The following is a 2534-nucleotide window of genomic DNA, read 5'->3' on the forward strand; positions in this document are numbered from 1 at the left end:
CCTGAAAATGATTAAGTATTAATGTGGGTTGGTATTATTACTTAAATAACGCCTTAAGCGCCGCTTTATTTTTTACAATATGCGCATTAATAGTGTTAACTTCTTCTAAAGAAATCGTTTTTTTGCTCATCATAAAATGCACATTATTTACGTTAATAGGCGCTACTTGCTCAACGGGTAAAATAGCCGTGTATTTATTAGCAAAATGGTGCGCCACTAACGAATCGTCTACTACAAAATCTACCCGCTTTTTATTTAATAAAGCAAAGCGTTTATCGGCATCGCTGGTAAGTACTATTTGCTTGTTATATTTATCGCTTAACGTTTTAAACGTGTGCCCTAAAAAGCTGCCGCGATTAACGCCGGCTGTTAAGCCTTTTTTAAATAACTGCTCTAACGAACTAATATTTGCCGAGCCAGCATGTTTATACAACAACATTACTTCTTCGCGATAAGGCAAACTAAAGTGGGCGTAAGCTTGGCGCTCACGGGTTTTACTTGCTGCAAACATTAAATCTACACGGCCGTGTTTTAGCTCTTCTAAGGCGCGTAAGGAGTTAGGTAATAACGTAAAATTTATACAAAAAGGGGAATCTTTAAAAATGGTTTTAATTATATCTATTTCAACACCCGTTAACGTATTGTTTTTTAGCACCACATATGGCGGCCAGTAGCGCTCGTTGGTGCTTACATTAATTGTTTTATCGCATGCTTGGGCTTTAGCGCTTAATAACCCCAAACACGTTACCCACACCAATAAAAACACACGCGTACAGCTCAAAACATTCATTCAAACAGCGCCTTAAGTGCCGCTTTATTTTTAGCTATATGCGCGTTAATAATTTTAACCTCATCAGGCGTTACTGTTCTTTTGCTTAGCATTAGGTGTATTTGGTCTTTATTAATAGCGGGTACGGTAGGCGCCTTCATTAAGCTGTTACCACGCTTACTTAAATAATTGCCTACTAGCTCGTCTTCTATTGCGTAATCTATACGCTGCTTATTAAGCATTTCAAAGCGCTTACTGGTTGCGCTGGTGTATTCTATTTGTTTTTTATGGCTTTTTTTATACTGCTCAAACTCTTCGCCATAATAACTACCAAAGTTAGCGCCTATGGTTAAACCTTGGTTAAAAATATCAGCTAAGTTTTTAACCTTGTGTTGATTGTTTTTGTTTTCGTATAAACGCATTACCTCGGTGCGGTAGGCCTTTGTATAATGAGCATATTTAGCCCGCTCACTGGTGTAACTTGCCGCCCAGCCTATGTCTATTCGGCCATGGCGCAGCTCGGTAAAAGCCCGTTTAGAATTAGGCAGCATTTTTATTTCAAAACAAAAAGGCGAGTCTTTAAAAATAATAGTTAACGCATCCACCTCTTTACCCTGCAACTGGCCACTAATGCCCATTACATACGGCGGCCAAAAAGCATCATGTGCGCCAACGCTAAGCGTTCTTTCACAGGCAAACACACCCCAAGAGGTACTAAACAACACACACAATAGTAAGGTTATTAATTTATTCATTAAGTCTCTGAGGTAAGCTTTTTTTGTACGTTATTAAAACAGTATAACCTAGCAAAATAATATAATGGTGAAGGAATCATTAAAGTTGTAAAAAAATGTATCTAAAAAGGAGAGGGTTAAGGTTTTAAGGAGATAATTATTGCTAAATTCAATACAAACAGCGTATTAAGCTAAAAAAACCTACTTATAAGTTCTTTAATTTATCGGCTTGTTCCTGTAGATTAAACAAACATGAATGCAGTATTAACGTTGCGAACTCGCAAAAGCCAAGGAGCGGTATAAGCAGTGCCCAATACCACACTAAATTATTATAACCAAAATGCACAAACCTTTAGCGACTCAACACTTAATGTTGATATGTCGGCGCTTTACCGTGAGTTTTTACCTTATGTTGTCCAAAATGGCCATGTGCTAGATGCAGGTTGTGGCTCAGCTCGCGATGCAGCCTATTTTAAAAGCCAAGGCTTTAGTGTGTCGGCTTTTGATGCAAGCCCTGCACTTGCAGAGTTAGCCAGTAATTACTTACAACAACAGGTAGCTGTTAAAACCTTTCTAGAGCTTGAGTGTGTTAATAAATACGACGGTATTTGGTGCTGCGCCAGTTTGTTACATGTGCCAAAGGCCGAGTTACCGCAGGTGTTTATAAACCTGCAAAATGCGCTTAAACCCAATGGCGTTTTATATGTATCGTTTAAATATGGCACGCAAGAGCGTGTACATAATGGCCGTGAATTTACCGATTTAACCGAGCAGTTATTAAGTAGTTTGCTAAATCAACACACGCAATTAAGCATAATTAAGCACTGGCAAAGTGTTGATCAGCGCCCAGGGCGCGAAAGCGAAGTGTGGCTAAACGCCATAATAAAGGCTGCTCCCATTTTATGATTAGCGCAATGCAGCAACAACTAGACTTTATTGCGTATATTCAACGCATGTTGGTTGAGGGCGATTTTAGCGCTACCTACAAGTTTGCACTTTTACACGCCATTGCCGATGTATGCGTAGAGCAA

The 2534-nt window shown here is 39.1% G+C and carries 3 protein-coding genes and 1 pseudogene; 2 read left to right on the top strand and 2 right to left on the bottom strand.

Going from position 1 to position 2534, the window contains the following annotated elements:
- Positions 1-37: 37 nt before the first annotated feature.
- Both B2R65_RS06545 and B2R65_RS06550 read right to left on the bottom strand, forming a co-directional pair.
- Positions 38-790: a substrate-binding periplasmic protein gene (locus B2R65_RS06545; protein ID WP_286741721.1), complete on the bottom strand. Its 753-nt coding sequence runs from the start codon at positions 788-790 to the stop codon at positions 38-40.
- Positions 787-1524, bottom strand: a complete 738-nt coding sequence (locus tag B2R65_RS06550; RefSeq protein WP_286741722.1) for a substrate-binding periplasmic protein — start codon at positions 1522-1524, stop codon at positions 787-789. The genes B2R65_RS06545 and B2R65_RS06550 overlap by 4 nt, the downstream gene beginning before the upstream one ends.
- A gap of 285 nt (positions 1525-1809) precedes the next feature.
- Between B2R65_RS06550 and B2R65_RS06555 the strand changes: the two genes are divergently transcribed.
- A complete protein-coding gene (locus tag B2R65_RS06555; protein ID WP_286741723.1) occupies positions 1810-2409 on the top strand; it encodes a class I SAM-dependent methyltransferase in 600 nt (199 codons plus the stop codon).
- Positions 2406-2534 (top strand): annotated as a pseudogene (locus tag B2R65_RS06560) (HNH endonuclease); the annotation flags it as partial. The gene B2R65_RS06555 and the pseudogene B2R65_RS06560, both read left to right, overlap by 4 nt.

The organism is Pseudoalteromonas sp. UBA2102, from assembly GCF_002331165.1.
Taxonomy (GTDB): Bacteria; Pseudomonadota; Gammaproteobacteria; order Enterobacterales; family Alteromonadaceae; genus Pseudoalteromonas; species Pseudoalteromonas atlantica.

Excerpts from the sequence above, each read along its gene's own strand:
- B2R65_RS06545 (WP_286741721.1), bottom strand. The coding sequence starts at position 790 with ATGAATGTTTTGAGCTGTACGCGTGTGTTTTTATTGGTGTGGGTAACG.
- B2R65_RS06550 (WP_286741722.1), bottom strand. The coding sequence starts at position 1,524 with ATGAATAAATTAATAACCTTACTATTGTGTGTGTTGTTTAGTACCTCT.